The sequence below is a fragment of the Methylobacterium sp. OAE515 genome, assembly GCF_041806315.1.
Classification (GTDB): domain Bacteria; phylum Pseudomonadota; class Alphaproteobacteria; order Rhizobiales; family Beijerinckiaceae; genus Methylobacterium; species Methylobacterium tardum.
In genome coordinates this window covers 1,448,215-1,462,256 of the sequence record NZ_JBGMUV010000001.1, presented here as the reverse complement: position 1 = coordinate 1,462,256, position 14,042 = coordinate 1,448,215, and the positions used below count along the sequence as shown (strand labels likewise).

Here is a 14,042-nt window from a genome sequence, read left to right as displayed (position 1 = left end):
GTTGTTCCTCAGGCTGCCCGGGCTTGCGGCGCGAAGCGGGTGACATCGACCACCCGGGTCGCCACAGCGTCGCGCATCTCGCTGTCGTGGAAGATGCCGAGCACGCCGGCCCCGGCCTGGAGCTTCTCGCAGACGAGGTCGGCGACCACCGCACGGTTCTGCGCGTCCAGGGAGGCGGTGGGCTCGTCGAGCAGCAGAAGCGGCCGGTCGGCGATCAGGCCCCGGGCGATGTTGACCCGCTGCTGCTCGCCGCCCGAGAAGGTCGCCGGCGGCAGGCCCCAGAGCCGCTCGGGCAGGTTCAGCCGGGCGAGCAGGTCCTTGGCGCGGGCCTGCGCCGTCTCGGCGTCGAGCCCGCCCTCGCGGCCCGCGGCTTCGACCACGTCGAGGGCCGAGACGCGCGGGATCACCCGCAGGAACTGCGACACGTAGGCGATCACCCGCGCCCGCAGCGCCAGCACCACCCGCGGGTCGGCCCGGACGACGTCGACCACGGCGTCGCCGTCGCGGACCCGGATGGCACCCGCGTCGCAGCGGTAATTGCCGTAGGCCATCTTGAGGAGCGAGGACTTGCCCGCCCCCGATGGGCCGCCGAGCACCACGCATTCGCCGGGCTCGACCGTGAAGCTGACGTCGCCCACCACCGGCAGCACGATGCCGCCGCGCAGGTGCAGGGTGAAGCTCTTGGCGACGTCCTCGAAGGTCAGAAGCGCGGTCATGCGGCGAGCACCGAGGAAACGAGGAGCTGGGTGTAGGCGTGCTCGGGATCGTCGAGCACCCGGTCGGTCAGGCCGGTCTCGATCACCCGGCCGGCCCGCATCACGGCGATCCGGTGCGAGAGCAGCCGCGCCACCGCGAGGTCATGGGTCACGATGATCACCGCGAGCCCCAGCTCCGCCGAGAGGCGCCGGATCAGGTCGAGGAGCCGGGCCTGGACCGAGACGTCGAGGCCCGAGGTCGGCTCGTCCATCAGCACGAGGCGGGGCCCCGTGACGAGGTTGCGGGCGATCTGCAGCCGCTGGCGCATGCCGCCGGAGAACTGGCTCGGCGGGTCGTCCACGCGGCCGGCCTCGATCTCGACCCGGCCGAGCCAGTCCAGCGCCTGGCCGCGGATCCGGCCGTAATGGCGCTCGCCCATGCCCATCAGCCGCTCGCCGACATTGCCGCCGGCCGAGACCGCCATGCGCAGGCCCTGGCGCGCGTCCTGGCGGACGAAGCCCCAGTCGGTGCGCATCAGCCGGCGCAGCTCGGCGGGCCCGAGATCGGCGAGGCTGCGGGTCCGCCCGTCGCGCATCCGGTAGCGGACCTCGCCGGAATCGGGGGCCAGCTCGCCCGCGAGCAGCGACAGGAGCGTCGATTTGCCCGAGCCCGACTCGCCCACGATGGCGAGCACCTCGCCCTCGGTGACGTCGAGATCGATCCCCGCGCAGGCGAGGCGATTGCCGTAGGCCTTGGTCAGGCCGTGGGCGGAGAGGAGCGGCGCGCTCATCGGGCCGCCTCCGCCACGCGGGTCTCGCAGATGTCGGTATCGGAGCAGATGAACATCCGGCCTCCGGAATCGTCGGTGACCACCTCGTCGAGGTAGTGGCCGCTTGCCCCGCACAGGGCGCAAGGTTGGGTGAATTCCTGCACGCGGAACGGGTGGTCCTCGAAATCGAGGCTGCGCACCCGCGTGAAGGGCGGCACCGCGTAGATCCGCCGCTCGCGGCCCGCACCGAAGAGCTGGAGCGCCGGGCAATCGTCCATCTTCGGGTTGTCGAACTTCGGCGTCGGCGACGGGTCCATGACGTAGCGGCCGGCGACCTCCACCGGATACGCGTAGGTGGTGGCGATGTGGCCGTGCCGGCTGATGTCCTCGTACAGCTTCACGTGCATGGCGCCGTACTCGGCGAGCGCGTGGAGCTGGCGCGTCTCGGTCTCGCGCGGTTCGAGGAAGCGCAGGGGCTCGGGGATCGGCACCTGATAGACCAGGGTCTGGCCCTCGGCGAGCGGCGTCTCGGGGATGCGGTGGCGGGTCTGGATGATGGTCGCCTCGGTGGTGCGGGTGGTGGTCGCCACACCGGAGGTCCGGGCGAAGAAGCGGCGGATCGAGACCGCGTTGGTGGTGTCGTCGGCGCCCTGATCGATCACCTTGAGCACGTCCGATTGCCCGAGGATCGCGGCCGTGACCTGCACGCCCCCGGTGCCCCAGCCATAGGGCATCGGCATCTCGCGGGAGGCGAAGGGCACCTGATAGCCCGGCACCGCGATCGCCTTGAGGATGGCCCGGCGGATCATCCGCTTCGTGCCCTCGTCGAGATAGGCGAAGTTGTAACCCGGTTCGCTCTCCGGGCGCTGCGCGATCGCGGCGCTCATTCGGCGGCCTCCTGCATCTCGACGGACTCGGATGTCTGCTCGAACTCGGCACGCAGGCGCCGGACCAGCTCCAGCTCGGCCTGAAAGTCGACGTAGTGGGGCAGCTTCAGGTGCTCGACGAAGCCGGTCGCCTGGAGGCTGTCGCAATGGGCCAGGACGAATTCCTGATCCTGGGCCGGGCTCGCCACCGGCTCGCCGAGCTCCTCCGCGCGGAGCGCCCGGTCGACCAGGGCCATCGCCATGGCCTTGCGCTCGCTCTGCCCGAAGCTCAGCCCGTAGCCGCGGGTGAACTGGGGCGGGGCCGCGCGCGAGCCCTTGAACTGGTTGACCATCTGGCACTCGGTGAGCCGCACCCGGCCGAGCGGCACCGCGAAGCCCAGCTCCTCCGGCACGAACTCCACCGCGACTTCGCCGACCCGGATCTCGCCCACGAACGGGTGGGTGCGGCCGTAGCCGCGCTGGGTCGAGTAGGCGAGGCTCAGGATGAAGCCCTCGTCGCCCCGCGCGAGCGCCTGGAGCCGCAGCGCCCGGTCGGCCGGGTAATCCACCGGCTCGCGGGTGAGGTCGCCCGCGGGCGCGCCGTCATCCGGCGGCGACGGCTCGATCAGGCCGTCCTGCGCCAGCAGGTCGGTGACCCGCGGGCAGGTGGCGGTATCGGCCCGCGGCTCGGCCTCGGCCGCGGGCTCGACGTCCGCCTCGGCGGCCAGGGCGAAGTCGATCAGCCGGTGCGTGTAGTCGAAGGTCGGCCCGAGCACCTGGCCGCCCGGAAGGTCCTTGAAGGTGGCGGAGATCCGGCGCTCCACCGCCATCGCGCCGGTCTCCAGCGGCACGGAGGCGCCGAACCGGGGCAGCGTCGTCCGGTAGGCGCGGACCAGGAATACCGCCTCGACCACGTCGCCGCGGGCCTGCTTGAGGGCCAAAGCCGCGAGGTCGGGATCGTAGAGCGAGCCCTCGGTCATCACCCGGTCGACCAGCAGCGCCATCTGCGCGCGGATCTGCGCCACGGACAGTTCCGGGACGGACGGGTCGCCGCGGCGCGTCTCGGCGAGGAGCCGGTGGGCATTGTCGATGGCGGCCTCGCCGCCCTTCACGGCCACGTACATGGCTCAAGCCTCCGTCACGACGGTGGAGCGCGGCAGGCCGGCGACCTGGCCCGGAGCGGTGAGGATCAGGTCGACGCCGAGGGGAAAGTCGGCGCGGTTCTCGGCGAGCTGGCCGACGAAGCCCGCCCGCAGGGGCGTCAGCGCCATGCGGGCGCTCCCCGCGATGCCGGGACCGGTCAGGTGCAGCCCCGCCCCCGACGTGATGGCGTCGAGGGCGAGAACCAGGGTGGTCGAGGTGTCGGGGTAGGCCGGCGTACCCGGCGCGAAGCAGCCGAGCGACGGGCAGCGCGCGGGCTCGCGGACGAGCGCGAAGGCGGCCCGGGCCGGATCGTCGGTGAGCGGCGCTCCGGTGTGGAAGCGCAGATAGGCGGCGACCTCCGGCGCGTCGGCGAGGGCGGCGTCGAGCCAGACCGGCGTCTCGGCGTCGGTGAGCGCCAGCGCGACGGCGGCGAGTTCCGGCGTCAGCGGCGCGGGCGGCGTGAGGCCGGGGTCGAGCGGCCGGATCCGGCCGGGCCGGGCGAGCGCGTCCATCACGGCGCGGAACGCCGCCTGCGCATCGTGGACGGGATCGGCGAAGCCGGGTGCGAGCATGCTCAATCCTCTCCGCGGGCGAGGGTCAGGAAATCCACCCGGGTCGCGGCCGTGCGCCGGGCCGCCTGCGCGTGGGACGCCTCGACCCGCCGGGCGGCAGGCTCCAGGGCCGCCTCGACCCGGGCGCGCCGGGCCGGGTCCTGCCAGAGGGCATCGAGGATCGCGGCGAGCCGCGCCTTCGTGCGGTCGCGACCGAGATGGTAGGCGAAGCCGGCCGGGCCGTCCGCGAGGCGGATCGCGGCCCGGGTTACGCTGACCTCGCCGAGATTGAACGGGCGCCCATCGCCGCCGATCCGGCCGGTCGCCATCACCAGGCCGGTCTCCGGCGGCCGCAGATCGGCGCTGGCCGGGCTGTCGAGCGCCGACAGGGCTGCCTCCAGGTCGGCGCGGCTCGCCTCAGCGCAGAGCGCCATCACGGCGCGGCGCGCCGCGCCATCGCCGCCGCATTCCGGATTCCTCGGGTTCGTCGTCACCGCGACTCCCTCCTTCGCTCGGTTGTATAGGTGTATAGACAACTGGCGTACTGGCCACAAATGAAGTTTGGATGACAGGATGGATGCGCAGGCGCAGGCACCCGGCCTTGTCCGGGGCGAGGGGCTGACGGCGTGGCGGCAGATCGCCGACGCCCTGACGGCCGAGATCGCGGCGGGCGGTTACGCACCGGGCCAGAAGCTGCCCCCGGAAGCCGTCCTGGCGACGCGGTTCGCGGTGAACCGGCACACGGTGCGGCGGGCGCTGGCCGCTCTGGCCGAGGGCGGCCTCGTCCGCGCCAGCCAGGGCCGAGGCACCTTCGTGGAGGAGGCGCCCCTCGCCTACCCGATCGGGCCGCGCACCCGCTTCTCCGAGATCGTCGCCGGGGCGGGCCGCGAGGCCTGGGGCGACCTGATCGGCTCGACCACGCGTCCGGCCGGGCCCGAGCAGGCGGCGGCGCTCGCCCTCGCCACCGGCGCGCCCGTTCTGGAACTGCTGACGGTCCACCGGGCCGACGACGCGCCGCTCTCGACCGCGCTGACCTGGCTGCCGCTGCCGCGCTTCGCCGGCTTCGGCGAGGCCTATGCTGCGCGCGGGTCGATCACCCGGGCCTTCGCGGCCTGCGGCGTCCCCGACTACACCCGGCTCTCGACACGCGTCCGCGCCCGCCCGGCCGATGCCGAGGAGGCGCGGCGGCTCGATATCGCGCCGGGGCGGGTCGTCCTCGTGGTGTCGAGCGTGAACGTCGATCCCGCGGGCGTGCCGATCCAGGCGAACCGGACCCTGTTCGCCGCCGACCGGGTGGAGCTGGTGATCGGGGGGTGAGCAGACCTGGATGAGGCCCGGATGCGGCGGGTCCCGCTCACGCGCCGCGTCGTTCCGGGGCCGCGAGGCGGAGCCCGGAACCCAGAACCGCCTGCGATGTGCAATCCTGCCGCGTCGGCGGGTCTGGATTGCCCGCCTCCGGGTCCGGGCTCGCCTGCGGCGCCCCGGAATGACGTCACCCGGCCAGAGTTTCAGCGCGCCGCCGGCCCGATGATCGCCCGGCGCAGGCGGGTCGAGATCCAGTCGATCGCCGCCACCGTGACGAGGATCATCAGCACCAGGAAGGCGACCTGCTGCAACTCCAGCACACGGATCAGCTCGGTGAGGTACTGGCCGATGCCGCCGGCGCCGACGATGCCGATGATCGTGGCCGAGCGGGTGTTCGACTCGAAGAAGTACAGCACCTGGCTCGCCAGCACCGGCAGCACCCCGGGGATCAGCCCGAAGCGGATGCGGTGGAGGGCCGAGCCGCCCGAGGCGACGACGCCCTCGCCGGCGCGGCGGTCGCAGGTCTCGATCGCCTCAGAGAACAGCTTGCCCAGCGCGCCCACATCCGAGCAGGCGATGGCCAGCAGGCCGGCGAAGGGGCCGAGCCCGACGACGTTGATCCAGATCAGCGCCCAGATCAGCACATCCACGGAGCGCAGGATGTCGAGGCCGCGGCGGACCGCGAACCGGGCGAACGGGTTCGGCACGACGTTCCGGGCGGCTAGGAACGCCACCGGGAAGGCCAGCACCGCCGCCGTGAGCGTGCCGAGGAACGCGATGCCCAGCGTCTCGCCGAGCGCGTGCAGGAAGGTCCAGAGATGGCCCTCCGGGGACGGCGGCAGCATCAGCACCGCGAAGGTGCCGAGCCGCCCGAGCCCGTGGAGGATCCGCGCGGCCGACATGTCGAGCCGCCAGCACGCCAGGGCAGTGAGACCCACCAGGACGCCGAGACCGACGACGAGGCGCGCCCGCGCCGCCCGGTCGGCGCGGAACTGCGCCGGGTAGCGGGCGCGCAGCCGGGCGAGGTCGGCGCGGGCCGCCGCCCGCAGGGCTCCAGTGCGGGCCGCGCTCATCGGGCGGTCTCCGGGCCGATCAGCCGGTGGCGGACCCGCTCGGTGGCGAGGTCGATGCAGAATACGGTCAGGATGATCAGCACGAGGATCGCGCTCACGTCCGCGTAGTAGAAGTTGCGGATTGCGGCCAGGAACTCCTGGCCGATCCCCCCTGCCCCGACGAAGCCCAGCACCGCCGCCCCGCGCACGTTGATCTCGAAGCGCAGCAGCCCGTAGGAGGCGAAGTTCGACAGCACCTGCGGCAGCACCGCGAAGCGCACGGTCTCGACCCAGGAGGCGCCCGAGGCGGACAGGCCCTCGACGGGCCGCATGTCGATATTCTCGACCACCTCGGAGAACAGCTTGCCGAGCGCCCCCGTGGTGTGGATCGCGATGGCCAGCACGCCGACCATCGGTCCGAGGCCGAAGGCGATCACGAAGATCAGCGCGAACACCACGTCCGGGACGGTGCGGCAGACCTCCAGGAAGCGCTTGGCCAGGATCCGCAGCAGCCGCGACCGCACCAGGTTGGCGGCGGCGACGAAGCTGAGGGCGAAGCCCGCCAGCGCCCCCAGCAGCGTGCCGAGATAGGCCATCAGCAGGGTCTCGCCCAGCAGCGCCAGCCAGCCGGGCAGGCCCCAGTACCAGGCGCGCAGATCCTCGACCGGATGGTCGAGGCCGACCGGCGGCAGGATCTGCTGGATGTAGGCGGTAAACTTGCCGATGTTCCCGGCGAGGACCAGCGGCCGCACCTCGGCGGCGTACCCGGCGAGGACGGCCAGGGCCGCGACCGCCGCGAACCCGGCCAGCGTCCGGCGCCGCGCGGCACCGGTCGAGGCCGCGTAGAGGCTGGAGAGGGCGGCTTCCCGCTCCGGCGGCAGCTTCGTCAGGCCAGGCAAGGCCGTCGCCTCCGGATCAGGACTTCTTGCGCTGCTCGTCGTTGAACCGCAGCATATCGATGATCGGCTGGTAATCCTTGAGGGTCACCGGCTTGAGGCCCTGGTCCTTGCCGTCGGAGAGGCGGTCGAAGGCGGCCTTGTCGGCCTTCGGCAGGGCGACGAACGCGTCCCGGATCTTGGCCTTCAGGTCGTCCGGGAGGGTGGACAGCATGGCGTAGGGCCCTTCCGGCAGGAAGTCGGACTTGAACACCACCCGGAAGTCGGAGGTCTGCATCGGCGTGCCGTCGGGCTTCTTCAGCATGCCCTTGGTGATCATGCGGGTGACGATCGAGTCGGTCTCGGAATTCCACAGGTTGGCGGCGGCCTCGACCGTGCCCTGGGTCAGCGCCAGGACGGCGTTCTCGTGGCTGCCGGCGAAGACCGCCTTGCCGAAGAACTTGTCCACGTCGTAGCCGGCCCGCTTCAGGAAGAAGCGCGGCGCCTGGTTGCCGGAGGTGGAGTTCGGATCGACCAGGGCGAGGTTCTTGCCCTTCAGATCCTCGATGGTCTTGTACGGGCTGGAGGCCAGCGCGTAGATCACCGAGTAGTAGCCCGCGGCGCCGGTCTCGTGGATCGGGCTCACCACCGGCTCGACCTTCACGCCGGTCATCGCGGCGCGGGCGACGGAGGCCGGTCCGTAGAAGGCGAGCTGGATGTTGCCGGCGCGCTGGCCCTCGATCACCGCGGCGTAGTCGCTGGCGACCCGCAGCTTCACCGGCACGCCGACCGTCTTGGTCAGGTAGTCCGCCAGGGGCGCGTAGCGGTCGACGGTGCCGCTGGCATTCTCCATCGGAATCACCGCCAGGGTCAGCTCGGGATACTGCGCCTTCCAGTCCTGGGCGGCGGCCGGCAGGCCTAGAAGCGCGAGGGCCGTGGCGGCCGCGGCGAGGGTGCGTCGGGTGATCATCGTGTCGTCCTTCGTGTCGGCGTGTGTCGCGGGTTCGGCCGGGCGCGTGGCCGGCCGGGCGTTTCCCGATCCGTGGTTGGTGTTGGGGCCGGACGGCCCGGTTCAGGCGCCGAGAGCGGCCTCGCGCACGGGCCGCGCCGGCACGAGGCCGGGCCGGCCCGGCATCGCCGCCCGCTGCTCGGCCTCGCGCCGCGCCGAATCATCGAGCACCTCGCCGGCCTCCAGGCCGTAGAGCCGGCGGGCGACATCCTCGGTGAGGTCGAACGGCCCGCCCTCGAACACCACCCGGCCGGCGCTGAGCCCGACGAGGCGGTCGCAATAGGCACGGGCGAGGTCGAGGGAGTGCAGGTTGCACAGGACGGTGATGCCGTAGCGGCGGTTCACCTCGGCCAGCGCGTCCATCACCAGGCGGGTGTTGCGCGGATCGAGGGAGGCGACCGGCTCGTCGGCGAGCAGGATCTCGGGCTCCTGCACCAGGGCGCGGGCGATGGCGACGCGCTGCTGCTGGCCGCCCGACAGGCCGTCCGCCCGCTGGCCGGCGAACTCGCCCATGTCGAAGCTCTCCAGGGCGGCGAGCGCCATCGCCCGGTCCTCCTCAGACCATTGGCGCAGCAGGGACCGGTAGCTCGGCACGTGGCTCAACCGGCCCATCAGGACGTTGGTCATCACGTCGAGGCGGCCGACGAGGTTGAACTGCTGGAAGATCATGGCGCAGCGGGTGCGCCAATCCCGCAGGGCGCGTCCCCGCAGCCGCGTGACGTCGCGCCCGTCATGGAGGATGCGCCCGGAACTCGGGTCGGTCAGCCGGTTGATGAGCCGCAGCAGCGTCGATTTGCCGGCACCGGACCGGCCGATCACGCCGACGAAGCTGCCGGGCTCGATCTGCAGCGAGACACCGTCGACGGCGCGCCGGCCGCCGTACTGGCGCGTAAGATCCTCAATGACCAGCATGCATCCATCCGCCGCGGAATGGCCGCACCTAAACGCCGGTTCCACGACGATTGGATGACGAATACGATCCAATGTTGTTTGCCGGCACAACGTCTACTGTCGATTGCCGCTCTCGGCTTCGTACCGGTCGAGGAACGCTTCGATCGGAAGCCTGCGGAAATCCGGGAGCGCGCGGCGCAGGCGCTCGTGGTCCCAGTCCCACCAGGCAAGGCTGTCCAGGCGCGCGGCGACGGCGTCCGGGAACCGGCGCCGGACCGGACGGGCGGGATTGCCGACCACGATCGTGTAGGGTTCGACGTCCCGGGTGACGATCGCGCCGGCCCCGACCACCGCGCCGGTGCCGATGGTGCGGCCGGGCAGGACCACCACGCCGTGGCCGATCCAGACATCGTGGCCGATCGACACCGGGCTCGCCCTGCGTCGGTCGAAGAAAGCCGGCTCGTCGGCCTCCTCGGGCCAGTAGGATTGCGCCCGGTAGGTGAAATGCGCCTGGGAGGCGCGCTCCATAGGGTGATTGCCGGGGTTGATCCGGACGCTGGCGGCGATCGAGCAGAACTTGCCGATCGTGGTGTAGATCACCTCGCCGTCCTGGCCGATGTAGGAATAGTCGTCGAGGCTTGTCTCGGTGAGACGGGTGCGGGCGCCGATCTCGGTGAAGCGGCCGAGGCGGCAATCCGCGACCCGGGCGCTCGGGTCGACCGCCGGCTCGAGGCCGAGGGAAAGGTCAGCCACGGGGTTCTCCGAAGGGCAGGCGTGCCAGGAGCCGGAACGGCCCGGCCCCGTCCTGGGTCAGGAGGCCGAGGGCGTCGATCACCAGGGGCTCGGGCCCGGAGGCGGCGTAGGCCTCCGACAGGCGCCGGTGCCAGGCGTCGCGTTCGGCCTCCGGCAGGGCGTCGGTCAGGGTCATGTGGAAGCGGAAGGCCTCGAACACGTACGGGTAGCCCCAGCGATCGAGCAGCGCCCGGCCGCGCGGGTCGAGGCGCTCCGGGCGGCGATTCGCGCGCTCGGCCTCGGTGAGCGGCGCGCGGAACGGGTCGAGCGCCGCAACGCACTCGGCGGCGAGCAGCCCCAGGGCCGGCGGCGGGTCTTCCGGCACCAGGGCGAGGAACGCCCCGAGCGCGGCGACCACCAGAGGCCCGACCGCCACCGGCGGGTGCGCGGCCGCGAGGTCGCGGGCGGCGGCGATGAGCCCGGCCTCGGTGGCACCCGCCGCGAGGCGCAGGGGCGCCTTGAGGGTGGCGTGGAATCCGTAAATCCGGGCCCCCGTGGTGATGGCCGCAAGTTCGTTCAGGCCCGCCGGATGGGGAACCGGCGCCCCGGAGACGTTGTCGTAACCGAGCACGCCCCGTCCGAAGGCTTCGAGGCGTGAGTTCGGGGCGGGCAGGCAGTACAGGGCGTAGCGGCGCGACACGTCTCGGCCTCCGGATTGTCGGGCGCCGTCAGGCCGTCGGCGCGTAGCTGCGCGCCTCGGCGGCCCGCCGCGGGCGCACGTCCATGGCGTTGCCGCGCCACACGATGGCGCTCTGGACCCAGGCGCCGAGCCAGATCGCCGGGATCAGGGCGTCGCGCACCAGGAAGGCCGCCAGCATGCGGGGCGAACGGTGCCAGCCCGCGCGGAGCGCGAGCCGGTGCTCGGCGCCATAGCACAGGGCGGCGAGGCCGGCAGCGCCGGCAAGGCCCGCGAGGCTGCCGGCCCAGAGGGCGACGAGGAGCGCCGGCAGCAGGACGCCGCTGCCGATCTCGGGCGCGAAGAACAGCGGGAAGGTCACGCGGCGCAGGCGCGCCCAGCGGAGCTGCCGGGACCAGACCTCCCGGAAGCCGCGCGGGCCCAACGGCTGCTCGAACGGGCTCGCCACGAGGTGGACGCGCTTGCCGGCCGCGCGCACCAGCTTGGTGGCGGCCGCGTCCTCGGCGATTTCGGCGGCCAGCGCCTGAAGGCCGCCCCGCTGGTCCAGGAACGGCTTGTGCCAGAGCATGCTCTTGCCCTGCGCGAAGCCCAGCCCAAAGGCCTCGGCGGCGTATTGCCAGCGCGCCTGCAGGGTGTTGAGGAAGGCGCATTCCACCTCGGCCATGAAGCTGCCCGGGCGCGCCCCGGCGGGGGTGGAGCAGACCAGGCCGGTATCGGCGCGCCACGCCGCCTGGAGGCGCTGCAGGTAGTCCGGCGGCATGGCCACGTTGGAATCGGCCAGGACAACCCAGTCGTGGGCGGCGGCGCGCCAGCCGCGCAGGCAGTTGTTCAGCTTCGGGTTCTCGCTGATCCGCTCATCGCCGAGGATCAGGCGGGCGGGCACCTGCGGGTGGGCGGCGATCAGGCGCTCCACCATCGGCACGATCGGATCGCCCGGATCGGCCACGCAGAAGATCAGTTCGTAGGCCGGATAATCGAGGCGGAAGCTCCGGATCAGCATCTCCTCGCTGTAGGATTCCAGCCCGTGAAGCGGGCGGATCAGCGAGACGGGCGCGCCTGCCGGAAACCGCGACGGGCCGTGCACCTGCCCGAGGCGTCGCCCCGCGATGGCGATGCTGCCGATCTGGATGAGGGCCAGGAGCGCGCCGAACGACAGGGCCGGCACCGTGGCGTCAATCATGCGGATCTCTCGTTCGCTCGTGCGCGGTCCGGTCGCTAGCGGCCCGATCGCGTCAGGCGTGTGACAGCCGCCTGACGGCGGGGCGACCGTCGGAGCGGCCGGTCACCCGGCCCGGGCGCGTCGTTCATCGATCGGCGATCGGATCTTCGGCGGTGAAGACAGGCTAGGCGGAGACGCCCGCGTTGATCCTAAGGTCCTGGCCGATCGGATATGGCTTCGACGACCGGTCACGGGCGCTGTGTCACCGGGCCGTCACGCGCGCATTTTAATCCCGGCTCACCACCAAAAATGATTTCGCGCGAGGCTGCATGTCCGATTCCGCCGTGATACCGTCGGGCGCCGCGCGAGGCAGGCCCGAGGGCGGCCCGCGCCTCGATCACGGGATGCATCTGGGCGGCCTCGTCGCCTTCCTGCTCGTGCTGGTGGCGGGGCTCTCCTACGCCGTCGTGAGCCTGATCGCCGACATGAACGCGGTCGGCGAGGCGCCGCTGGCCTACGGCGCCTTCGCGCTGCTCGGGCTCGCGCTGCTGATCGCGCTCGGCTTCGAGTTCGTGAACGGCTTCCACGACACCGCCAACGCGGTCGCCACGGTGATCTACACGCACTCGCTGCCGCCGCTCGTGGCGGTGATCTGGTCGGGCTTCTTCAACTTCCTCGGGGTGATGCTCTCCTCCGGGGCTGTGGCCTACGCCATCGTCACCCTGCTGCCGGTGGAGCTGATCCTGAATGTCGGCTCCCATGCCGGCTACGCGATGATCTTCGCGCTGCTGCTGGCCGCAATCATCTGGAATCTGGGGACCTGGGCCTTCGGCCTGCCGAACTCCTCGTCCCACGCGCTGATCGGCTCGGTGCTCGGCGTCGGCCTCGCCAACCAGCTGATGAATGGCGGCGACGGCACCTCCGGGGTCGACTGGACTCAGGCGCTCAACGTGTTCAAGGCGCTGCTGTTCTCGCCCGTCTGCGGCTTCGTGCTGGCGGCCCTGCTGCTGCTCGCGCTCAAGTTCGCCGTGCGCCGCAAGGACCTCTACGAGGCGCCGAAGGGCGATACGCCCCCGCCCCTGTGGATCCGCGGCCTGCTGATCCTGACCTGCACGCTGGTCTCCTTCTTCCACGGCGGCAATGACGGGCAGAAGGGCATGGGCCTGATCATGCTGATCCTGATCGGCGCCGCCCCGACCGCCTACGCGCTGAACCGCACCATGGCGGACGACACGACCCCGACCTTCGTGCAGAGCTCGACGGCGGCGAGCCAGGTCTTCTCCGCCCGCGCCCCCGGCGCACCGGCGCCGGACGCCGCCGCGGCGCGCCGGACGGTGACGGAGGCGTTGAAGACGAAGGCGCTCGACCAGCCGCCGGTCTATGCCGCGCTCGCGGCGCTCTCGAACGACATCGCCGCAAGCGTGAAGAGTTACGGGGCGATCCGGACCGTGCCGGCCGCCCAGACGCAGAACCTGCGCAGCGACATGTACCTCGCCGCCGACGCGGTGCGGCTGCTGCCGGGCACCGGGGCCGACCTCTCCGAGACCGACAAGGCGACGCTGAAACGCTATTCCAGCCTGCTCAACGACGGCACCCGCTACATCCCGGGCTGGGTGAAGGTCTGCGTCGCCCTCGCCCTCGGGCTTGGCACTATGGTCGGCTGGAAGCGCATCGTCGTGACGGTGGGCGAGAAGATCGGCAAGACCCATCTCACCTACGCCCAGGGTGCCTCGGCCGAGATCGTGGCCGCCGGCACGATCGGGCTGGCCGAGCTCTACGGCCTGCCGGTCTCGACCACACATATCCTGTCCTCGGGCGTGGCCGGCACGATGGCCGCCAACGGCTCCGGGCTCCAGACGTCCACGGTGCGCAACATGGCGTTGGCCTGGATCCTGACCCTGCCGGCGGCGATCACGCTCGCGGCGCTCTTGTTCTTCCTCCTGCGCCACCTGTTCTGACGCGTGGCCGGGCCGGTGACCGCAGCCGCCCCGCGCAACGGAACGAACAGTCTCCGACCCAGCCTCCTGAGGTGCCCCCCGACTCCTCAGGAACTCGACATCGCCCGCACGAAGGCCAGGCAGGTCCGGCGCGCGGCCGGGTTCTCGATCGCCACGAAGGCGGAGACGAGGTCGGCCGCCTGCGCGATCGCCGCGTCCGGACGGTCCTCGTCCGGGAAGAAGGTCGTGACCGGGACGCCGAGCGTCCGGGCAACGCGCTCCAGGGCGTCCCGAGACCGCGCCGTGTCCGGACGCGGCTCCGGCGACCGGTCCGGAGCCTGCGAAAGGCCGGACGCCATG

Annotated in this window: 16 protein-coding genes; 2 read left to right on the top strand and 14 right to left on the bottom strand. The window is 72.1% G+C overall.

Translation table 11 applies throughout. From position 1 onward, the window contains the following. Positions 1-8: 8 nt before the first annotated feature. Genes phnL through phnG form a run of 6 tightly spaced genes read right to left on the bottom strand, consistent with a single transcriptional unit; the run spans position 9 to position 4,519 of the window. Positions 9-716, bottom strand: a complete 708-nt coding sequence (phnL, locus tag ABIE45_RS07210; RefSeq protein ID WP_192706081.1) for a phosphonate C-P lyase system protein PhnL — start codon at positions 714-716, stop codon at positions 9-11. Further along, complete coding sequence (gene phnK, locus ABIE45_RS07205) at positions 713-1,486, bottom strand: phosphonate C-P lyase system protein PhnK (RefSeq protein ID WP_192706080.1); 774 nt, start codon at positions 1,484-1,486, stop codon at positions 713-715. The genes phnL and phnK overlap by 4 nt, the downstream gene beginning before the upstream one ends. After that, positions 1,483-2,352: an alpha-D-ribose 1-methylphosphonate 5-phosphate C-P-lyase PhnJ gene (locus ABIE45_RS07200; RefSeq protein WP_192706079.1), complete on the bottom strand. Its 870-nt coding sequence runs from the start codon at positions 2,350-2,352 to the stop codon at positions 1,483-1,485. Before ABIE45_RS07200 ends, phnK begins: the two co-directional genes overlap by 4 nt. Then, the gene (locus ABIE45_RS07195) at positions 2,349-3,455 is read right to left on the bottom strand and encodes a carbon-phosphorus lyase complex subunit PhnI (protein ID WP_192706078.1); all 1,107 of its coding nucleotides are present in this window, start codon (positions 3,453-3,455) and stop codon (positions 2,349-2,351) included. Before ABIE45_RS07195 ends, ABIE45_RS07200 begins: the two co-directional genes overlap by 4 nt. A gap of 3 nt (positions 3,456-3,458) precedes the next feature. Then, the gene (gene phnH / locus ABIE45_RS07190) at positions 3,459-4,046 is read right to left on the bottom strand and encodes a phosphonate C-P lyase system protein PhnH (protein WP_192706077.1); all 588 of its coding nucleotides are present in this window, start codon (positions 4,044-4,046) and stop codon (positions 3,459-3,461) included. A 2-nt stretch (positions 4,047-4,048) separates the two neighbouring features. Continuing rightward, positions 4,049-4,519, bottom strand: a complete 471-nt coding sequence (gene phnG / locus ABIE45_RS07185; protein ID WP_192706076.1) for a phosphonate C-P lyase system protein PhnG — start codon at positions 4,517-4,519, stop codon at positions 4,049-4,051. A 79-nt stretch (positions 4,520-4,598) separates the two neighbouring features. Here phnG and phnF point away from each other — a divergent pair, with 79 nt between their 5' ends. Next, the gene (phnF, locus tag ABIE45_RS07180; RefSeq protein ID WP_192706075.1) at positions 4,599-5,342 is read left to right on the top strand and encodes a phosphonate metabolism transcriptional regulator PhnF; all 744 of its coding nucleotides are present in this window, start codon (positions 4,599-4,601) and stop codon (positions 5,340-5,342) included. A 191-nt stretch (positions 5,343-5,533) separates the two neighbouring features. Here phnF and phnE (ABIE45_RS07175) read toward each other — a convergent pair whose 3' ends face one another. The 7 genes from phnE (ABIE45_RS07175) to ABIE45_RS07145 all read right to left on the bottom strand — a co-directional run bounded on the left by phnE (ABIE45_RS07175) (position 5,534) and on the right by ABIE45_RS07145 (position 11,766). Beyond that, a complete protein-coding gene (phnE, locus tag ABIE45_RS07175) occupies positions 5,534-6,403 on the bottom strand; it encodes a phosphonate ABC transporter, permease protein PhnE (protein WP_192706074.1) in 870 nt (289 codons plus the stop codon). Next, positions 6,400-7,281 (bottom strand): phosphonate ABC transporter, permease protein PhnE, encoded by an 882-nt coding sequence (gene phnE, locus ABIE45_RS07170; RefSeq protein ID WP_192706073.1) that lies wholly within the window; start codon positions 7,279-7,281, stop codon positions 6,400-6,402. The genes phnE (ABIE45_RS07175) and phnE (ABIE45_RS07170) overlap by 4 nt, the downstream gene beginning before the upstream one ends. Before the next feature lie 16 nt (positions 7,282-7,297). Continuing rightward, entirely contained in the window at positions 7,298-8,227 is a 930-nt protein-coding gene (gene phnD / locus ABIE45_RS07165) for a phosphonate ABC transporter substrate-binding protein (RefSeq protein WP_192706072.1), read from the bottom strand. 102 nt (positions 8,228-8,329) lie between these two features. Continuing rightward, positions 8,330-9,178 carry a phosphonate ABC transporter ATP-binding protein gene (gene phnC / locus ABIE45_RS07160; RefSeq protein ID WP_192706071.1) on the bottom strand — a complete coding sequence of 283 codons (849 nt, stop codon included), beginning with the start codon at positions 9,176-9,178 and terminating at the stop codon, positions 8,330-8,332. A gap of 93 nt (positions 9,179-9,271) precedes the next feature. Further along, complete coding sequence (locus ABIE45_RS07155; protein ID WP_192706070.1) at positions 9,272-9,910, bottom strand: chloramphenicol acetyltransferase; 639 nt, start codon at positions 9,908-9,910, stop codon at positions 9,272-9,274. After that, entirely contained in the window at positions 9,903-10,589 is a 687-nt protein-coding gene (locus ABIE45_RS07150) for a DUF1045 domain-containing protein (RefSeq protein ID WP_192706069.1), read from the bottom strand. The genes ABIE45_RS07155 and ABIE45_RS07150 overlap by 8 nt, the downstream gene beginning before the upstream one ends. Before the next feature lie 28 nt (positions 10,590-10,617). Beyond that, positions 10,618-11,766 carry a ceramide glucosyltransferase gene (locus tag ABIE45_RS07145; protein ID WP_192706068.1) on the bottom strand — a complete coding sequence of 383 codons (1,149 nt, stop codon included), beginning with the start codon at positions 11,764-11,766 and terminating at the stop codon, positions 10,618-10,620. A gap of 308 nt (positions 11,767-12,074) precedes the next feature. Here ABIE45_RS07145 and ABIE45_RS07140 point away from each other — a divergent pair, with 308 nt between their 5' ends. Next, positions 12,075-13,703, top strand: coding sequence for an inorganic phosphate transporter (locus ABIE45_RS07140; RefSeq protein WP_192706067.1), 1,629 nt, complete (start codon positions 12,075-12,077; stop codon positions 13,701-13,703). An 86-nt stretch (positions 13,704-13,789) separates the two neighbouring features. Here ABIE45_RS07140 and ABIE45_RS07135 read toward each other — a convergent pair whose 3' ends face one another. Then, complete coding sequence (locus ABIE45_RS07135) at positions 13,790-14,041, bottom strand: hypothetical protein (protein WP_192706066.1); 252 nt, start codon at positions 14,039-14,041, stop codon at positions 13,790-13,792. Between the last annotated feature and the right edge of the window lies 1 nt (position 14,042).

Coding starts and splice junctions, on each gene's coding strand:
- phnL (WP_192706081.1), bottom strand. CDS start 716: ATGACCGCGCTTCTGACCTTCGAGGACGTCGCCAAGAGCTTCACCCTG.
- phnK (WP_192706080.1), bottom strand. CDS start 1,486: ATGAGCGCGCCGCTCCTCTCCGCCCACGGCCTGACCAAGGCCTACGGC.
- ABIE45_RS07200 (WP_192706079.1), bottom strand. CDS start 2,352: ATGAGCGCCGCGATCGCGCAGCGCCCGGAGAGCGAACCGGGTTACAAC.
- ABIE45_RS07195 (WP_192706078.1), bottom strand. CDS start 3,455: ATGTACGTGGCCGTGAAGGGCGGCGAGGCCGCCATCGACAATGCCCAC.
- phnH (WP_192706077.1), bottom strand. CDS start 4,046: ATGCTCGCACCCGGCTTCGCCGATCCCGTCCACGATGCGCAGGCGGCG.
- phnF (WP_192706075.1), top strand. CDS start 4,599: ATGGATGCGCAGGCGCAGGCACCCGGCCTTGTCCGGGGCGAGGGGCTG.
- phnE (WP_192706074.1), bottom strand. CDS start 6,403: ATGAGCGCGGCCCGCACTGGAGCCCTGCGGGCGGCGGCCCGCGCCGAC.
- phnD (WP_192706072.1), bottom strand. CDS start 8,227: ATGATCACCCGACGCACCCTCGCCGCGGCCGCCACGGCCCTCGCGCTT.
- phnC (WP_192706071.1), bottom strand. CDS start 9,178: ATGCTGGTCATTGAGGATCTTACGCGCCAGTACGGCGGCCGGCGCGCC.
- ABIE45_RS07145 (WP_192706068.1), bottom strand. CDS start 11,766: ATGATTGACGCCACGGTGCCGGCCCTGTCGTTCGGCGCGCTCCTGGCC.
- ABIE45_RS07140 (WP_192706067.1), top strand. CDS start 12,075: ATGTCCGATTCCGCCGTGATACCGTCGGGCGCCGCGCGAGGCAGGCCC.
- ABIE45_RS07135 (WP_192706066.1), bottom strand. CDS start 14,041: ATGGCGTCCGGCCTTTCGCAGGCTCCGGACCGGTCGCCGGAGCCGCGT.